This window comes from Thermodesulfobacteriota bacterium (assembly GCA_040753795.1).
Taxonomy (GTDB): domain Bacteria; phylum Desulfobacterota; class Desulfobacteria; order Desulfobacterales; family Desulfosudaceae; genus JBFMDX01.
Genome location: JBFMDX010000008.1, coordinates 64,709 through 81,889, shown reverse-complemented (window position 1 = coordinate 81,889; position 17,181 = coordinate 64,709). Strand labels below are relative to the sequence as shown.

At 59.6% G+C, this 17,181-nt stretch carries 10 protein-coding genes and 1 pseudogene; 4 read left to right on the top strand and 7 right to left on the bottom strand.

The genetic code is table 11. The annotated features are described in order from the left end of the window. Positions 1-15 precede the first annotated feature (15 nt). The 5 genes from AB1724_11230 to AB1724_11210 form a co-directional block, all read right to left on the bottom strand. Positions 16-1,449: an efflux transporter outer membrane subunit gene (locus AB1724_11230; protein ID MEW6078377.1), complete on the bottom strand. Its 1,434-nt coding sequence runs from the start codon at positions 1,447-1,449 to the stop codon at positions 16-18. 1 nt (position 1,450) lies between these two features. Continuing rightward, entirely contained in the window at positions 1,451-4,627 is a 3,177-nt protein-coding gene (locus AB1724_11225) for an efflux RND transporter permease subunit (protein MEW6078376.1), read from the bottom strand. After that, on the bottom strand, positions 4,627-5,820 hold the full coding sequence (locus AB1724_11220; GenBank protein ID MEW6078375.1) for an efflux RND transporter periplasmic adaptor subunit: 1,194 nt from the start codon (positions 5,818-5,820) through the stop codon (positions 4,627-4,629). The genes AB1724_11225 and AB1724_11220 overlap by 1 nt, the downstream gene beginning before the upstream one ends. Positions 5,821-5,877: 57 nt before the next feature. Beyond that, on the bottom strand, positions 5,878-6,501 hold the full coding sequence (locus tag AB1724_11215; protein MEW6078374.1) for a TetR/AcrR family transcriptional regulator: 624 nt from the start codon (positions 6,499-6,501) through the stop codon (positions 5,878-5,880). Positions 6,502-6,917: 416 nt separating this feature from the next. After that, positions 6,918-8,363, bottom strand: a complete 1,446-nt coding sequence (locus tag AB1724_11210) for a sigma-54 dependent transcriptional regulator (GenBank protein ID MEW6078373.1) — start codon at positions 8,361-8,363, stop codon at positions 6,918-6,920. Positions 8,364-8,883: 520 nt separating this feature from the next. Between AB1724_11210 and AB1724_11205 the strand changes: the two are divergent. The 4 genes and pseudogenes from AB1724_11205 to AB1724_11190 all read left to right on the top strand — a co-directional run bounded on the left by AB1724_11205 (position 8,884) and on the right by AB1724_11190 (position 12,730). Further along, positions 8,884-9,228, top strand: a pseudogene (locus AB1724_11205) (S-adenosylmethionine decarboxylase). Positions 9,229-9,232: 4 nt separating this feature from the next. Further along, a complete protein-coding gene (locus AB1724_11200) occupies positions 9,233-10,201 on the top strand; it encodes a GNAT family N-acetyltransferase (protein ID MEW6078372.1) in 969 nt (322 codons plus the stop codon). Further along, complete coding sequence (locus tag AB1724_11195) at positions 10,191-11,462, top strand: ATP-grasp domain-containing protein (protein ID MEW6078371.1); 1,272 nt, start codon at positions 10,191-10,193, stop codon at positions 11,460-11,462. The genes AB1724_11200 and AB1724_11195 overlap by 11 nt, the downstream gene beginning before the upstream one ends. Next, positions 11,459-12,730: an alanine racemase gene (locus AB1724_11190; protein MEW6078370.1), complete on the top strand. Its 1,272-nt coding sequence runs from the start codon at positions 11,459-11,461 to the stop codon at positions 12,728-12,730. The genes AB1724_11195 and AB1724_11190 overlap by 4 nt, the downstream gene beginning before the upstream one ends. Positions 12,731-12,766: 36 nt before the next feature. Here the strand turns inward: AB1724_11190 and carB are convergent, their stop codons facing one another. Beyond that, on the bottom strand, positions 12,767-16,003 hold the full coding sequence (gene carB, locus AB1724_11185) for a carbamoyl-phosphate synthase large subunit (protein MEW6078369.1): 3,237 nt from the start codon (positions 16,001-16,003) through the stop codon (positions 12,767-12,769). Beyond that, entirely contained in the window at positions 15,996-17,141 is a 1,146-nt protein-coding gene (carA, locus tag AB1724_11180; GenBank protein MEW6078368.1) for a glutamine-hydrolyzing carbamoyl-phosphate synthase small subunit, read from the bottom strand. The genes carB and carA overlap by 8 nt, the downstream gene beginning before the upstream one ends. Positions 17,142-17,181 lie beyond the last annotated feature (40 nt).

The following is a 17,181-nucleotide window of genomic DNA, read 5'->3' as shown; positions in this document are numbered from 1 at the left end:
GGCCCCTTGAACCCTCTATTTTTCCCCGCTCTCCGCAGCCCGATCCCCGCCTCCACCCATAGCGGCGTAAAGACGCACCTGATTGGCCAGATCCGCCAGTTGAACGGCGATAAGCCCCTGCTCGGCCGCGTACAGGGCCCGCTGGGCGTCCAGGACGTTTAAGTAAATACCGCTGCCCTTGTCATAACGGAGGGCGGAAAGCCGGTGGGTTTCCGCGGTGGCTTCCACTAAAGACCGCTGGGCGTCCTTCTGTTCGCCGATACTGCCCTTGCGGGCAAGGGCGTCGGCCACTTCACGGAACGCGGCTTGAATCGCCCCCTCGTATTGCGTCAGGGCGATTTCTCTTTCCACCTGGCTGACTTTCAGGGCCGACCAGACCCGCGGATCAAACACCGGCAGCCCGGCCTGAACGCCGAACACCCAGGCCCGCGATCCGGAATCAAACAGGCCGGACAATTCATCACTGGCGGTCCCGTAAGACGTAGTCAGGGCAATGCGGGGAAACAGCATGGCCCGGGCCGCTCCGATGTTGGCATAGGCGGCCTTAAGATTGTTTTCGGCCTGGAGAATGTCCGGCCGCCGCAGCAGCACCTCGGACGGCGTTCCGGGCGCGATGTCCCCCAGGGGCGCCAGTCCGGTCAGCGACGGCGGGTACAGGTCCGCGGGCACCGGACTTCCGGCCAGAAGATTAAGGGCGTTTTCATCCCGGGCCACCTGCTCAGCCAGCCGGGCCGCGTCCACCCGGGCCGCTTCCAATCCGGTCCGGGCCTGGCTCAAATCCAGCCGGGTGGCCACCCCGACTTCATGACGCCGCCGGATGAGGGCGAAAGCCTCCTGCCGGGCGGCCAGGGTGGAACGGGACAACGCCAGGGAGTCGCGGTCCGCGGCCAGGGTCAGCCAGGTGTTGGCGATTTCCGATATCAGCAGGATCTGGGCGCCGCGGCGGGCCTGGTCCGTGGCCAGATATTCTTCCAGGGCCCGCTTATTCAGGCTGCGGATACGCCCGAACAAATCCATTTCCCAGGCGGTAATGCCCACCTTCAGCCAGTCTTCCCCGGAAACCGTGGACTCTCCGGATCGGGAAAGATCGCCGGGCATGCGCTGCCGGTAATGGGAACCGGAAGCGTCCACCGCCGGCAGCAGTTCGCTGCGCTGAATGCGGTACATGGCCCGGGCCCGCTCCACGTTGAGGGCCGCGGCTTTCAGGTCGCGGTTGTTAACCAGGGCCGTCTCAATCAGCTTCTGGAGACGGGGATCCGTGAAGAACTGGCGCCACGCCAGATCCGCGGCCGGAACGGCGCCGGTGTCCCCGGCGGCATCCCCGTAGTCGCTCACGGCCGGCCAGCTCTCCGGCACAGGCGCCTGGGGCCGGTTGTATTTGGGAATCATGGTGCAGCCGGCGAAAAGAAGACCGGCAATGGCCATGGAAATAAGCTTTTTACTTGTCATGTCAGCGCACCTCCGAAGAAGTCCCGCCGTCGGAAACGGGCGTTTGCGTTCGCGGCTTCTTTTTCCCAAACGTCTGGACCACCGTCATGTAAAACAGCGGAATGAAGAAAATCGCCAGAAAGGTGGAGGTCAGCATGCCGCCAAGGACACCGGTGCCGATGGCGGTCTGGGCGCCGGCGCCGGCGCCTGACGCCAGCGCCAGGGGAAGCACGCCGAATCCGAACGCCAGGGATGTCATGACAATGGGCCGCAGACGCAGCCGGGCGCCTGCCAGGGTGGCCTCCAGCAGGCCCATGCCGTCGGCCACCTTGGCCATGGCGAACTGGACAATCAGGATGGCGTTTTTGGTGGTCAGTCCCAGAACCGTCAGCAGCCCGATCTGGAAGTAGACGTCATTGGGAAATCCCCGCAATGACGAGGCCAGCACGCCGCCGATGACGCCCAGGGGCAAGGAAAGCATGATGGCAATGGGAACGGTCCAGCTTTCGTAAAGGGCCGCCAGACACAGAAAAATAACGATCATGGAAAAGGCATACAGCAGTCCGGTCTGGGACGTGGCCATGCGCTCCTGGTAGGAAATACCGGTCCAGTCAAAGCCGATGCCCTTGGGCAGCTTGGCGGCGATCTCCTCCATGGCGGTCATAGCCTCACCGGAACTTTTTCCCGGCGGCGGCTCCCCCCAGATGTTGACCGAAGAAAAACTGTTGAAACGCTCCAGTCGCGGCGAGCCCTCAAACCAGTGCCCCGTGGCGAACGCCGAAAAAGGCGTCATGGTTCCGGCGGCGTTGCGCACGTAAAGTTTTTCCAGATCCCCGGGCAGCATGCGGTAAGGCGCGTCGGCCTGAACAAAGACCCGCTTGACCCGGCCTTTCTGGATAAAATCATTGACATAAGCGCTGCCGAAAGAGGCGGCGATGGTGTTTTGAATGGAGTTAAGGGGAATACCCAGGGCGCCGGCCTTGTCCCAATCAATATCGATGTGGTACTGGGGCACGTCATTCAAACCGTTGGGCCGGACCTTGGTCAGCCGGTCGTCCTTGGCAGCCATACCGAGCAGTTGATTGCGGGCCGCCATCAGGGCCTGGTGGCCTACCCCGCCGCGATCCTGGAGTTGAAAATCAAACCCGCCGGCCTGCCCCAGTTCCACCACCGCCGGCGGCGGAAAGGCGAAAACGCGGGCATTGCGGATGGCGGAAAATTTCATCATGGCCCGCCCCACCACGGCGTTGATTTTCATGTCCGGCCGATTGCGTTCTTTCCAGTCCTTGAGGTGAACAAAAGCCATGCCGACATTCTGTCCGGCGCCGGAAAACGCCCGGCCGGATATGGTGAAAATGGATTTAACGGTTTCGGCCTCATCCTTCATAAAATGATCCCGGATCTGTTTCATGACCGCGTCGGTCTGCTCCAGGGTCGAACCGGACGGCAGCATGGCCTGAGCGAACATGACGCCCTGGTCTTCGCTGGGCAGATAGGCGGTGGGCATGCGCTGAAAAAGGAAGAAGAGCGCCGCCACCAGCAACAGGTAAATGAACAAAAACCGGCTCTTCCGGTTCAGGATGCCGCCGATGGCGGCCTGGTACTTATCGCGAATCCGAAAAAAGGTCCGGTCAAACCAGCGGAAAAACGGGCGGAAAAGGAAAAAAGCGTTGTCCGCGGGCTCATGCCCTTTGGGGACGGGTTTGAGGAGGGAGGCGCACAGCACCGGCGTCAGGATCAGGGCCACCAGCACGGACAGGAGCATGGCGGAAATAACGGTAATGGAAAACTGGCGGTAGATGACGCCGGTGGAGCCGCCGAAAAAGGCCATGGGGCCGAACACCGCCGCCAGCACCAGCCCGATGCCGATCAGGGCGCTGGTGATTTCGTCCATGGATTTGCGGGTGGCCTCCCGGGGCGAAAGACCTTCTTCCGTCATGATCCGTTCCACGTTTTCCACCACCACGATGGCGTCGTCCACCAGCAGGCCGATGGCCAGGACCATGGCGAACATGGTCAGCATATTGATGGAAAAGCCGAATATTCCCAGCACGGCGAACGTGCCCAGAATGACCACCGGCATGGCCAGGGTGGGAATCAGCGTGGCCCGGATGTTGCCCAGGAAAAGGTACATCACCAGAAAGACCAGCAGCACGGCTTCCAGCAGGGTTTTGACTACCTCTTCAATGGCGACCCGCACAAACGGCGTGGTGTCGTAGGGATAGATGACCTCCATGCCGGGCGGAAAGTATTTGGCCAGATCCTTCATTTTGGCTTTGACGGCATCGGCCGTGGCCAGGGCATTGGCGCCGGCGGCCTGGCGCACGGCCAGGGCGGTGGCGGGATGGCCGTTATACAGCGGATGGCTGCCATATCGTTCGGTGCCCAGTTCCACCCGGCCCACGTCGCTCACCCGCACCATCGACCCGTCGGGATTGATGCGCAGCGGAACGGCGGCGAACTCCTCCGGCGTCTTGAGCAGGCTCTGGACGATAATGGAGGCGTTCAGCCGCTGGCCGTCCACGGCCGGCGCGCCGCCGAACTGGCCGGCGGACACCTCGGCGTTATAGGCCTTCAGCGCCGCGATGACATCCTCCATGGTCAGGCGATAATCGGTCAATTTTTCCGGATTGAGCCAGAGCCGCATGGCATACTGAGACATGAAGACTTCCACCTCGCCCACGCCCGGCACCCGGGCCAGGACCTGCTCCAGATTGGCCTGGGCGTAGTCGGCCAGGTCGATATCGCTCATGCTGTCGTTGAGCGACGTCAGCCCCACGATGATCAGCCAGTTGCGGGTGGACTTGCTGACTTTGACTCCCTGGCGCTGGACCACGTCGGGCAGGCTGGCCATGGCCAGTTGGAGCTTGTTCTGCACCTGGGCCCAGGCCAGATCCGCGTCCGTCCCCGGCGCGAAGGTCAATTCGATTCGGCCGGACCCGGAGGCGTCGCTGCTGGCCGTCATGTAAAGCATCTTGTCAAACCCGGTCATCTTCTGCTCGATGATCTGCACCACGCTGTTCTCGACTGTTTCGGCCGAAGCACCGGGATAGAAGGCGTCGATGGCGATGGACGGGGGAGCGATGGGCGGGTACTGGGATATCGGCAGATGGTGAATGGCCAGTGCCCCGCCCAGCATCATGATGATGGCGATAACCCAGGCAAAAACCGGACGATCGAGAAAAAATCTGGACAGCATTATTTTCCTCCGTTACCCGCCTCTCCGGAAGCCGGAGCGGCAGCATCCAGGGGAACCGGTCTGACTTCGGCCCCCGGCCGGATATTGAGCATGCCTTCGACGATCAGCCGGTCACCGCTGGAAAGCCCGGAGGTGACCAGCCACTGATCCCCGATGGCCCGGTCCAGGGTCAGGGTCCGCAACTGAACCATGTTGGCCTCATCCACCACCAGGGCCACCGGTTCGCCTCTGGTATTGCGGCTGACGCCCTGCTGCGGCGCCAGAATGGCCTCCCGGGCAACACCTTCCTGAATCACGGCCCGGACGAACATGCCCGGCAGCAGCAGCAGGTCCGGATTCGGCACCACCACCCGCAGGACATAGGAACCGGTCGTCGGGTCCACGGTAACATCGCGGAACTGGAGGTCCCCCTCCTGCGGATAGCGCGTTCCGTCTTCGAGTTGGATGGCCACTTTTTTCGCCGCCTCACCATCCGCGTTGAGGGTCCCGGATTCCAGCCGGCGCTTGAGCCGCAGCAGGTCGGCGGAAGACTGGGTGACGTCCACATAAATGGGATCGAGCTGCTGAATAACGGCCAGGGGCTGCGGTTGATAGGCCGTTACCGTGGCCCCGTCGGTCACGCCGGATTTGCCGATCCGTCCGGAAATGGGGGCCGAAACCCGGGTGTACTCCAGATTGATGCGGGCGGTTTCAATGGCCGCTTTCCAGCGCTGCATTTCAGCCAGGGCCTGGTTCAGGGCGGCCGCCGCGTCATCGACATCCTGCTGACTGACCGCCTTGTCGGCCAGCAACTCCCGGTACCGGTCCGCCCGGGCTTGCAGGGATGGCAGGTTTGCCTCAACCGCGGCGAGGGACGCCACGGCGGCGTTCAGGGCCGCCTGGTACGGGGCCGGATCGATCTGATACAGGAGTTGGCCGGCCTTGACATCGGTCCCCTCCTGAAAGGCCCGCGTCATTATAATGCCGTTGACCTGGGGTCTGATCTCGGCCATGAGAAAGGCCGAGGTGCGCCCGGGCAGTTCGCTGGTCAGCCTGACCTGCCGCGGGGCGATGGTGACCACCCCTGCTTCGGGAATTGGCGGGGCCTGCTGTCCATTTCCTTTCTGGCAGGCGTTCAGCCCCAGAAAACCGGCCAGCAGCAACAAAACCCATACCCGATCCAGCGGCTTCCACGCTTGTCTTTCCAATCGCATCAATGTCTCCCTATTAATAATGATACCGATATTTAATTATCAAACCCGCAAGGGACATCACGGGCTGAGCAGCCCTTTTAAAAAAATATCCAGTATGGCATCCGGATCTTCGGGATAAGGAAAACGTTCCGGCGATTCCACCCAGAGCAGCAGAAAGGCGTCAATGGCGCTGTCCAGGGCAACGGCCAGGGCGTAAGGGTCGGCGATTTTCTGAAACCGCCCGCTTTCGATCCCGCGCGCAAAGACCTGCGCCAGTTTTTCCATAAACAAGTCGATCCGTCGGCGGAGCTCCGCGTCAAGGCCGGCCTTGAGGTTGAAACTCGCCCCCTTGCTTTCGGCGATAAACAGTCGCACAAACGGCAGATTGCTCCGGCACATGTCGCCCCGGGCCCGGACAAAATTCCGCAGCTTTTCGATCTCATCGCCCGGCCCTTCGATGGCGGCCAGAAAAGCGGCTTCAAACCGTTCACACTGCTCCATGACCAGCGCCCGGTACAGGTCCTCCTTGTTCTGAAAAAACTTGTACAGGGTGCCGATGGCAAATTCAGCGGTTTCCGCGATTTCCTGGATGGAGACGTTGTGGAACCCTTTTTCGGAGAAAAGACCGAGGGCGGCGGTCAGGATTTCCTGGCGCTGGCGCAGCTTTTCTCTTTCCCTTCTGGAAAGTTTCCCGGTCTGCAAGAGGACATTCTCCTTGACCCATGAGCGGCTGTTACCGGACATGGCATGACGTTAAGATTCAAAAAGTGAATTGATCGTCAAAATACAAAATTATTCTTCATAAAGTCAATCACTAATTTATTTGCCGGACTGTCCGGCCGGCGGGTTATGCCGGCCTTCTTCACCATCAGGGGCGCCCGGCGCCATCGCCGGTCAAAATATTTTTATTCCTTCGTTATTTTAAATGGTTATTTTTTAAAAACAGAACGCTTCAAAACGAACTTTGAAAAAACGTGTCGGGGGCAACGTGTTTGAAAGGTAATAGGCGCGCAGGGGAAAAGACCGGCTATTAAACCGACAAAACAATCATCAGGGGGATGAAACGAAAAATATCGGTATTCAAGTTCCGATTTTTTGGGCGCGCCTGCCGACTACCGCTAAAGCAGTCCTTCGCCTTCTTTGCGGTTCCCTTTGAAGGCGTTCTTGCTCAAGCCCAGCCGCTTCATTTTATTATACAGCGCCCGACTGTGAATTCCCGACATCCGGGCCGCTTCGCCGACCCGACCCCGGGTTTGCCGCAGCACCATGGTCAGGTATTCCCGGTCCACCTGGTCTAATATCAGTTCCCGTACTTCCGGCAGGGTTTTCCCCTTCCAGGAATCGGACATCAGCGCGCCCGGCATGGCCAGGGGACTGGCAAAAGAGGCCGGTTCATGGAAAATATAGGGAAGATCGGTAACGGAAATGATTTCCGTCTGGCAGAGAAGAATGGCCCGCTCAATGACATTCATGAGTTCCCGGACATTTCCCGGCCACCCGTACTGGCACAGCGCCTGCATGGCTGCCTCTGTTACCCCCCTGATATCTTTACCTATTTTCATCTGATAGTGCTCGATGAGACGGTGGACCATACCGGGGATATCTTCGGCCCGGTCCCGCAGCGGCGGGATGGTCAGCATGATGACGCTAAGCCGGTAGTAAAGGTCTTTCCGAAACTTCCCCTGTTCCACCGAAGACTCCAGGTGCTGGTTGGTAGCGGCAACTACCCGGATATCCACCCAGGTGGACCGCTCACTTCCCAGGGGACGCACTTCGTAGTCCTGAAGCACCCGCAGGAGTTTGGCCTGAAGGTGCAACGGCATTTCCCCAATTTCATCCAGGAAAATCGTGCCGCCGTGGGCCATTTCAAAGGCTCCCCGCCGGGACCGGATAGCGCCGGTAAAGGCGCCTTCCTCATGGCCGAAAAGCTCGCTTTCCAGGAGCTGTTCCTGCAGGGCCGCGGCGTTGACGGCAACAAACGGTCCGGCCGAACGCGGGCTTTCGGCGTGAATAGCCCGGGCCAGGTGCTCCTTGCCGACGCCGGTTTCCCCCAGAATAAGCAACGGCGCGTTGCTGGGGATGACTTTCCATATTTCCTCCATGAGCACCTGCATGTTTCTGCTTTGGGAAATAAAATCGCTGAGTCGGGGAGAAGCCTGTCCTTTGGCGTGAAGCCGGTTTTTCTGAATGAACTGCCGGCGGGACTCCATGGTGGATTCAATGGCTTCGACCAGGCTTTTTCTGGATATGCCGGAATACAGCACCACATCGGCGCCGGCGCCGACGAGCTGGGCATGCTCCTCGGAAGAATCGCTGTTGTGCAGCACCACCGTCGTCGGTGTTTCCGGGAGCTGATTCAGCATGGAGATGCTGGATTCGATCTGCGGAGGAATGAAGGTCTCACTGACGACAATGATATCGCCGCAACTGCGGATAACCGACTGCCAGGGGCTTTTGTCATCGCCGCAGCAGGCTACCTGAATATCATCAAACTGTTGGAAGTTTTTTTCCAGGTAGGTTTGCAGCTTTCTGTTTTTTATTGCCAGGACCAGACGAATGAGCATGGGTACCCCTCAAAAAAAGAAATCAAATACCGAATTTTTTAAAGCATACGACAGAGAGAACCGGTTTTCAAGCAAAATCCCTTTTCTTCTCCTCTCTCCATCTCTCCGCTAAAAAATATTTTGCCCGCCGCCAGGCTTTTCGGTTCCGCTTTAGCTGATCTTTTCTCCGGTAAACAGGCTGATAACTGATTATTAAGCACGGAATTGCTGAATTTTAATAAAAAAAGGTAAAAAAATACCCGTTTTTCCCCTTACAAATCCTTTTTTTAGGGGACACCAAAAAAACCATATTAAAACGATGTGTTGTCGTTAAAAAAAACATGGCACAAAAAATGCTTAATGGTTAAAAAGTAAAGTGCGCGGCCGGAAAATCGGCCGGAATAAACGGGTCCTAAAAAACTGGTCCTGCTGGGAACCAGAGAAAAAGGAGGCAAGCCTGATGAAAACAGTGGCAGCGGCAAGACAACCCCAGGAGGAGGAATCGCCTCAATACGTTGCGGAAAAAGAAACGCAATCCATCTGGGGACTGGCTTCGTCCATCGATATTTACAATTGTGATCCGGACCTGATCAGGGACGCGGAAGCCATTCGCCGCTTTGTCGTTGAGCTGTGCGACCTGATCGAGATGAAGCGCTTTGGAGAAACGCAGGTGGTCAATTTTGGCGAAGATGAGCGCGTGGCCGGCTACTCCATGACCCAGTTGATCGAAACGTCATTGATTTCCGCCCATTTTGCCAACCTGACCAACACGGTTTATCTGGACGTGTTCAGCTGCAAGCTTTACAACGCCGAAACCGTGAGAAGTTTTGCCCAGAAATTTTTCAAAGGCACCCACAGTATTTTGAATGTAACACCGCGATATTGATGGAATGGATCTCATCCATATCGCGCACAAAACAGACGACTGCCGGAACCTCTGGGAACGATTGTGGCCACAGAAAGCCGTTTTCGATCTCTGGCCGGTCAGGGCCTGTTTTCAGAAACACTATCAACGTCCTCTTTTTTTCTTAAGCCGGGAACAGGCGGATCACCCTCCCCTGTTCCTGGCGCTTTCCTGGATCGAAGAAGAACAATATTACGGCCATTTTCCGGGAGAGACCTGGCAGGGTAAAACCTGGCTGGAACAGAACAAGATCATCGGCGTCGCCGATTCCTCCCCGCAAGCCCTGATGGAGAAAATCCCCGGAAAGGTATTTATCCGGTACCTTGACGAAAATTTTCTTTTTTCCCCCGGCCGCCACACCGTCGAAGATGAGATCGGCTACCTGTTTACCCCGGGGCAATACGACTATTCATTTGAAACCTATCGCCGGACATTCCCCGGAAAAACCCGGAAAAAATTCGACCAGGAAATCAGACGGCTGGAAACGCAGACGGTCACCTGGCATTATGACCGGATGACCGACGTGGACCAGATGATGCGCATGAACCTGGCGGCCTTCGGCGAACACTCCTACTTTCATGATCCCCGGTTTTTCGGCTCCTTTATCGACCTGCTGACCTTTTTTAAAGAAAACAACATGCTTCGCGTCACCTCGGTCCTGATCGGCGGCCGCCTGGCGGCGGTGGACGTGGGCGCCCTGTGGAACAACACCTACACGGTGATTGCCGGCGGAACGGATCCCGAATTTCCCGGTGTGGCCAAGCTGATCAATTTTCATCATATTGAATGGGCCTGCCGGGAGCGGCTGGGCATGGTTGATTTTCTGTGCGGTGATTTTGCCTGGAAAACACGGTTCCGCCTGCAACCGCGGCCGCTTTACAAATTTCATTATCCTGAACCGGGAACCGCGGCCGAATCTTCTGCTGAAAAGAGGAGTGGCGATTGTGGCGCCTGATCGTCGCGTACTGGTGGTGGGCACAACGCCCGACTATATTGACTGGATCCGGCGCGCCTGTCCGCAACGATCCGTTTTTGTAACGGATCAGGATATCCGTCGCAAGGCCCGGGAACCCGCGCCCGCGCCGGACGAGGAGGTCCTCTGCGATCTGACCGACATGGACCGGCTCCGGCAGGCGGTTACCGCCCATCTGGGGCAATGGCATCTGACCGTAAACGGCGTGGCCTGTTTCGACTGCGAATCCCTGGCGCCGGCCGCGCTCCTGGCCGGATATTTTTCTTTGCCATTTCCTTCCCCGGAAGCGGTTTCCAACTGCCGGGACAAGTCTGCTTCCAAAAGAATATGGCTGCGAAACGGTCTGTCCGCTCCCCGGGTGGCCGCTGTCAGGACGGCCGACGAGTCCGTTGCCTTTTTTCGCCAACTGGGTGCCGACTGCGTGCTCAAACCGGTGTCGGGCAGCGGTAGCGAACTGGTCTTCTGCTGCCGCACCGAAGCGGATTGCCGGCAGGCATATGCGGTCATTGAGGAAGGCCTTGCCCGGCGGTCGAACAACCGGCTTTACAGCGACCGGTCCGTTCACTCGGCCCCTGTTATTGCTGAAGAGTTTATCCGGGCGCCTGAATTCAGCTGTGATTTCCTGCTGGAGAACAACCGGGCCCGGCTGATCCGACTGTCAGAAAAACTGCCTTCCTGCACCACGACCGCTTTCGGCACCACCATGGGGTACGTCCTGATCGACTCCCTGCCGGGCGTCGACCGCCAGGACCTCTGCCGTAATCTGGCCAGGGCCGCGACCGCCCTGGGGCTTACCCGGGGTGTCTGCATGACCGATTTCATGGTGCGCGACGGACAGATCTTTTTGCTGGAAATCACCCCCCGGCCGGGCGGAGACTGCCTTCCCGCCCTGATCCGTCATGCCCTGGGCCTTGACATGCTGACCCTGACGCTGGACCTGGCCCAGAACCGGCCGCTGGAACTGGAATCCCTTCCCCCTGTCCGGCCCATGGCGGGCCTGCGCGTTCACGCCGGCCAAGGCGGCGTGTTGAAAATAGTTGACTGGAAGACCATTGCCGGTGATCCCCGGGTAAAAGAAATTTTTCCCCTGCGCCGTCCCGGCGACACCATCCGGATCCCGCCGGATGATTATGAATCTTTCCTCCTGGGCAGCATCATTTTCGCCCCTGAAAGCCGCCAAACCGCACCGGAAGAGTGCCGGGATCTGTTGAACCGTTTGAACGTGGAGATCGAACCCCGATGACCCATCATCCGACCCCTGACCAGGCGATACTGCCGGCCGAGGCGCTGGCTTCTTTTGTTCAATCCTGGTTTGACCGCCGGGAGACCTATCTGCGGCTCTTCCGGGAGAATGGCCGGCCGCTGTATGTCCTGGAGCCGGACGTGCTGACCCGTCAGGCTGACCGGTTCAAGAAAGCGTTTCAGCCGGTTTTGCCCGAAACCGGTTTTTATTTCGCGGTCAAGAGCAATAATCATCCCGGTGTGGCCCGAACGCTTCTGGAATCCGGATTCGGGCTGGATGTGTCCAGCGGCCTGGAGCTGCGGATGGCCCTTGATCTCGGGGCGGACAACATCGTTTTCAGCGGCCCCGGAAAAACAGCCGATGAACTGAAGCTCGCCGTCGACAACGCCGGCCGGGTGACGGTGCTGATCGACAGCTTCGGAGAGCTGCAGCGGCTTGAGCCCATTGCCGCCGCCGCCAACACGACCGTTCGCGCCGGCGTGCGCCTGACCACCAATCCATCGGGGTTGTGGAGAAAATTCGGCATTCTCCCGGACCAGCTCCCGGAATTTCAACAGGCCGCCCTTCGGTGTCCCCACATCGACCTGCGGGGAATCCAGTTTCACACCAGCTGGAACCTGACCCCGCGGGCTCACGCCGACTTTATCCGGACCCTGGGGGCGCTGCTTGCCGCTATGCCGGAAGCATTTACCCGGCAACTGGCGTTTATTGATATCGGCGGCGGCTACTGGCCGGAGCAGGGCGAATGGCTGCACCAGTTGCCGGAAGGCGAAACCGGGACACCGGAACATAACCCTTCGCGTAAATGCCGACCCCACTATCGGCTTGCCGCTGAGCCGATTACGGTATTTGCCCGGGAAATCGGCCGGGCGGTGACAGAAAGCATCTGGCCGGTTACCGCCTGCCGGATCTGCCTTGAACCCGGCCGCTGGATCTGCCACGAGGCCATGCAGCTTTTAATGAGCGTGGTGGATAAAAAAGGCGACGACCTGGTTATCACCGATGCCGGCACCAACACCATCGGCTGGGAACGGTTTGAAACCGATTATTTTCCGGTGCTGAACCTGACCCGGCCGGACCTGACGGAACGGCCCTGCCATGTTCTGGGCGCCTTGTGCACGCCGCATGATGTCTGGGGATACAGTTATTTCGGGCAGGATATCCAGGTGGGCGATATCCTGATGATTCCCGCCCAGGGCGCCTATACCTACAGCCTGCGCCAGAATTTCATCAAACCGGTTCCGGACGTGGTCGTTCTGAACCGGTGACCAACCCCAACGAATATTACGCTTTTTACAAAACCGTCAGCGGTGGTATTCCTGGATGGGCTTGACCGTGACCGGCCCTCTGGCCAGGGCGGCCACGCCGTGGGCCATGGCCAGGGCGCCGGCGATGGTGGTGGCGTAGGGGATGGAAAACTTCAGGGCTGACCGGCGGATCTGGTACCCGTCCCGCTGGGTCTCGCTGCCGGTTCCGGTATTGACGATAAAATGGATCTCCCGGTTGATGATGGCGTCGACCACGTGGGGCCGGCCGGAGGAGACCTTGTGGATCTCTTTAGCGGGAATATGGTGGTGCAGCAGAAAAGCGGCCGTGCCCTTGGTGGCCAGGATGGAAAAGCCGGTGTCATGAAAAATCTGGGCCACCTGAAGCATCTTGGGCTTGTCGCTGTCTTCCACGCTGATGAACACGGTGCCTGAAGTCGGCAGGTTCTGCCCGGCCCCGAGCTGGGCCTTGGCAAAGGCCGGCCCGAAGGCGGCATTGATGCCCATGACTTCACCGGTGGACTTCATCTCCGGGCCCAGGAGGGTGTCCACGTCGGGGAAGCGGTTGAAGGGCATGACCGCCTCCTTGACCGAGACATGGCCGGGGATAACTTCTCTGGTCAGGCCCAGGTCCGCCAGGGTCCGGCCGAGCATGACCTTGGTGGCCAGCTTGGCCAGGGGCACGCCGGTGGCCTTGCTGACAAAGGGAATGGTCCGGGAGGCCCGGGGGTTGACTTCCAGGACGAACACCCGGCCGCCTTTGATGGCGTACTGGACGTTCATCAGGCCGATGACGTTCAGCTCCCGGGCCATGGCCCGGGTGGCGGCCGCCACCTGCTCTAAAATATCCTTGTCCAGGCTGTAGGGCGGCAGAACGCAGGCCGAATCTCCGGAATGAACCCCGGCCGCCTCGATGTGCTCCATGATGCCGCCGATGATCGTCCGCTCGCCGTCACAGATGGCGTCCACGTCCAGCTCGGTGGCGTCCTCCAGAAACTGGTCGATCAGCACCGGATGATCCGGCGCCACGCTGATGGCATAGGCGGTAAAATTCTCCAGGGACTTGCGGTCATACACGATCTTCATGGCCCGGCCGCCCAGCACATACGACGGCCGGACGATGACCGGGTAGCCGATCCGTTCGGCCGCGGCCACGGCCCCGGCCACGTCGACGGCCAGATCATTGGCCGGCTGAACCAGGTTGAGCTTTTTAAGCATGGCCTGGAACAGCTTGCGGTCCTCGGCCCGGTCGATGCTTTCCGGGCTGGTGCCCAGGATGGGAACGCCCGCCCGGGCCAGGGGCACGGCCAGCTTCAGCGGCGTCTGGCCGCCGAACTGCAGGATCACGCCGTCCGGCCGCTCCTTTTCCACGATATGCAGCACATCTTCCAGGGTCAGGGGCTCAAAATAAAGTTTGTCCGAGGTGTCATAGTCGGTGCTGACGGTCTCGGGGTTGCTGTTGACCATGATGCTTTCCACCCCTTCCTCCTTCAGGGCGAAGGAGGCGTGGACGCAGCAGTAGTCGAACTCAATCCCCTGACCGATACGGTTGGGGCCGCCGCCCAGGATCATCACCTTTTTGCGGTCGGAAACCCGGGCCTCGCACTCCGTCTCATAGGTGGAGTAGTAATACGGCGTGGCCGCCGCGAACTCGGCGGCGCAGGTATCCACCAGCTTGTACACCGGACGGATGCCGGACGCTTTTCTCCGTCCGGCCGCCTCAAGCTCGGCAAGGCCGGTCAGATGGCCGATCTGGCGGTCGGAAAACCCCAGCCGCTTGGCCTGGCGGAGAACGGCATCGCCGGGAAAGCCGCCGTTGGCCGCGGCATCGGCCCGGATCTCCTGTTCAAAATCCAGGATCTGCCGCAACTGGCAGAGGAACCAGGGATCGATACCGGAGAGATTGTAAATTTCCTCGATGGCCAGCCCCTGCTCCAGGGCGTGGCGCAGGAAAAAAATCCGGTTGGAATTGGGTATCGCCAGCTTTCTCCGGATGGTGTCCAGGTCCGGCGGAGACGGTTCCAGGCCGGCCACCTCCCGGCCGTCGGCGCCAAAGCCGTAGCGGTCGATTTCCAAAGAGCGCAGCCCCTTCTGCAGGGCCTCCTTGAAGGTGCGGCCGATGGACATGGCCTCACCCACGGATTTCATGGCGGTGGTCAGTTCGTCCGGGGTTTCGGGAAATTTTTCAAAGGTCCAGCGCGGGATTTTGACCACGCAGTAATCAATGGAAGGTTCAAATGACGCCAGGGTCTCGCCGGTGATGTCGTTGGGAATCTCGTCCAAGGTGTAACCGACGGCCAGCTTGGCGGCGATCTTGGCGATGGGAAAGCCGGTGGCCTTGGAGGCCAGGGCGGAACTGCGCGACACCCGGGGGTTCATTTCGATCACCACCATCTCGCCGTTCTTCGGATTGACCGCGAACTGCACGTTGGAGCCGCCCGTGTCCACGCCGATCTCCCGCATAATGGCGATAGCGGCGTTGCGCATGACCTGGTATTCCCTGTCGGTCAGGGTCTGGGCCGGGGCCACGGTGATGCTGTCCCCGGTGTGCACGCCCATGGGATCGAAATTTTCAATGGAACAGATAATGACCACGTTGTCGGCATGGTCCCGCATCACCTCCAGCTCGAATTCCTTCCATCCCATGATGGACTCTTCCACCATGATCTGGTGGATGAGACTGGCGTCCAGCCCTTTTTTGGCGATATAGTCCAGGTCCTCGGGATTGTAGGCCACCCCGCCGCCGGTCCCGCCCAGGGTATAGGCCGGACGGATGATGACCGGGAACCCGATTTCCGCGGCAATGGCCCGGGTCTGGGCCATATCCGTGGCGATACCGCTCCTGGGCACCTTCAGGCCGATGGCGGTCATGGCCTTACGGAACCGGTCCCGGTCCTCGGCTTTTTCAATGGCCTCCAGGGAGGCGCCGATCATCTCTACCCCGTATTTTTCCAGCACCCCCATCTCGGCTGTTTTTACGGCCGTATTTAAGCCGGTCTGGCCGCCCAGGGTGGGCAGCAGGGCGTCCGGACGCTCCTGTTCGATGATCCGGGCCACCACTTCCGGCGTCACCGGTTCGATATAGGTGCGGTCGGCCATTTCCGGGTCGGTCATGATGGTGGCCGGGTTGCTGTTGACCAGCACCACCTCATAGCCTTCTTCCCTCAGGGCCTTGCAGGCCTGGGTGCCGGAATAGTCAAACTCACAGGCCTGGCCGATGACGATGGGGCCGGCGCCGATGATCATGATCTTATGAAGGTCGGTCCGTTTAGGCATGATGCGCTTTCATCAGTTTTACAAAATCGTCAAACAGGTACCGGGCGTCATGGGGGCCGGGCGACGCCTCGGGATGGTACTGCACGGAAAAAGCGCCCAGGCCCTGGTGCCGGAAACCTTCCAGGGTGTTGTCATTGAGATTGATATGGGTCACGTTCACGTCGCCCATGTCGATGCTGCCGGTATCCACGGCAAAGCCGTGGTTCTGGGAGGTGATCTCGACCCGGCCGGTGGAAAAATTCTTGGCCGGTTGATTGGCCCCGCGGTGGCCGAATTTCAATTTATAGGTTTTGCCGCCCATGGCCAGGCCCAGCAGCTGGTTCCCCAGGCAGATGCCGAAGATGGGAAAAACGCCCAGCAGCTGGCGGATGGTGTCCACGGCATAGGTCAGCGGCTCCGGATCGCCGGGGCCGTTGGACAGAAAAACACCGTCCGGGGCCAGCCGTTTGACCGTGTCCGCTCCGGTTTTCGCCGGCACCACCAGCACCTCACAGCCGACCTGCTCCAGGCACCGCAGAATATTGTATTTGACGCCGTAGTCAAAAACGACCACGGCCTTCCTGTCACCCCGATGGCGCCAGACGTCCGGGGTCAGTTCCTCTGCTGCTTCCGACAACCGCTCCGGCCGGCCCTTCTCCCACCGGTAAGGTTTTTCCGTGGTCACCTCGCCGACCAGATCCCGGCCGACCATGACCGGCGTCATTTTCACCCGCTTGACCAGGGATTCCGGATCCAGGTCCGAACAGGAAATAAACCCGCGCATGGCGCCGGCGGTTCTAAGATGCCGGGTCAGGGCCCGGGTGTCCAGGTTGTCCACGCCGATAATATGCTGGCGGTTGAGATAGTCGGCCAGGGTGCCCGTGGCCCTGAAATTGCTCGGGCAGGGCTGATATTCGCGCACGATGAAAGCCGCCGCCTGAATCCGGTCGGACTCCACGTCTTCATCATTGACCCCGTAATTGCCGATCAGGGGATAGGTCATGGTCACCATCTGTCCCCGGTAGGAAGGATCGGTCAGCACTTCCTGGTATCCGGTCATGGAAGTGTTGAAAACGACCTCCCCCCAGGCTTCGCCGGGTTCGGTGAAACAGCGACAGGTAAAGATTCGCCCGTCTTCCAGGGCCAGCATCGCGTCCATCTTTTTGTCTTTCTTTTGTTCCGTCTTTTCTTACCACAAC

Bases quoted from the DNA above. Each gene is read 5' to 3' on its own strand.
- AB1724_11230 (MEW6078377.1), bottom strand. From the start codon at position 1,449: ATGACAAGTAAAAAGCTTATTTCCATGGCCATTGCCGGTCTTCTTTTC.
- AB1724_11225 (MEW6078376.1), bottom strand. From the start codon at position 4,627: ATGCTGTCCAGATTTTTTCTCGATCGTCCGGTTTTTGCCTGGGTTATC.
- AB1724_11220 (MEW6078375.1), bottom strand. From the start codon at position 5,820: ATGCGATTGGAAAGACAAGCGTGGAAGCCGCTGGATCGGGTATGGGTT.
- AB1724_11210 (MEW6078373.1), bottom strand. From the start codon at position 8,363: ATGCTCATTCGTCTGGTCCTGGCAATAAAAAACAGAAAGCTGCAAACC.
- AB1724_11200 (MEW6078372.1), top strand. From the start codon at position 9,233: ATGGATCTCATCCATATCGCGCACAAAACAGACGACTGCCGGAACCTC.
- AB1724_11190 (MEW6078370.1), top strand. From the start codon at position 11,459: ATGACCCATCATCCGACCCCTGACCAGGCGATACTGCCGGCCGAGGCG.
- carB (MEW6078369.1), bottom strand. From the start codon at position 16,003: ATGCCTAAACGGACCGACCTTCATAAGATCATGATCATCGGCGCCGGC.
- carA (MEW6078368.1), bottom strand. From the start codon at position 17,141: ATGGACGCGATGCTGGCCCTGGAAGACGGGCGAATCTTTACCTGTCGC.